Origin of the sequence: Hymenobacter lapidiphilus (genome assembly GCF_013377885.1) — a bacterium.
GTDB lineage: Bacteria > Bacteroidota > Bacteroidia > Cytophagales > Hymenobacteraceae > Hymenobacter > Hymenobacter lapidiphilus.
Window position 1 is genome coordinate 1 of record NZ_JABKAU010000100.1, and the last position, 875, is coordinate 875.

Consider the following 875-nt stretch of genomic DNA (forward strand, 5'->3'; position numbering starts at 1 on the left):
TGAAGCTGTTTAGAAAGTCGTCTTGGGTCAACAGGAAAGCAAAGAACTCCCACAATACGGGCGAAATTTGGGGTGCGAGCCACCTCATTTCACCTGTTTCATGGAAGTCCTGCCCAAAGATATTATTCGTACCTGGATTCTACCCCATCTGCCCCAGTCTGCCATGGGTCGCCCTAGTCGAGTAGACCCGGTCGAGTTACTTGAGGCGCTGCTCTACAAACTCAAAACCGGCTGCCAGTGGCGCTATTTGCCCGTTAAACAGTTCTTCACCGGTGCCCTGCTGACTTGGCAGGGCGTGTACGCCCGGTTCAATACGTGGCGCAAAGACGGGTCCTGGAAAGCCATGTGGCTAAATGTGTTACGAGCCAACAAACACCTGCTCGATTGTTCGAGCGTGCAACTCGATGGCAGCCACACGCCGGCCAAAAACGGTGGGGCGGCCGTAGGCTATCAGGGGCGCAAAAAAGCCCGCACCACCACGGCCTTGTTCCTAACCGACAACCAGGGGCAGCCCCTGGCCTGTGCCACCCCGCAAGCAGGCAACCACCACGACAGCTACCGCTTGGCCGTCTTGTTTGAGGAGTTGTGCCAACTGCTCGAGGCGGCGGGCATTGCGGTAGCGGGGCTGTTTTTAAACGCCGATAGCGCCTTCGATACCACCGAGCTGCGCCAGGCCTGTGCCGCCCGTGACATTGAAGCCAACATCGCCCGTAACCGCCGCGCCACGGATTGGCAAACGGCGGATGACACGCTCTTCGACCCCGAACTCTACCGGCGGCGCGTCGTGGTCGAACACGCCAACGCCTGGCTCGATAGCTTCAAAACCTTACTCGTGCGCTATGAAACCAGCATCGGCAACTGGCTAGCCTGGCATT

At 58.4% G+C, this 875-nt stretch carries 1 protein-coding gene; it reads left to right on the forward strand.

Going from position 1 to position 875, the window contains the following annotated elements; genetic code table 11:
* Positions 1–100: 100 nt before the first annotated feature.
* Positions 101–875 (forward strand): IS5 family transposase (locus HW554_RS20250; protein WP_176910341.1); only part of this gene is annotated, 775 nt, incomplete at its 3' end.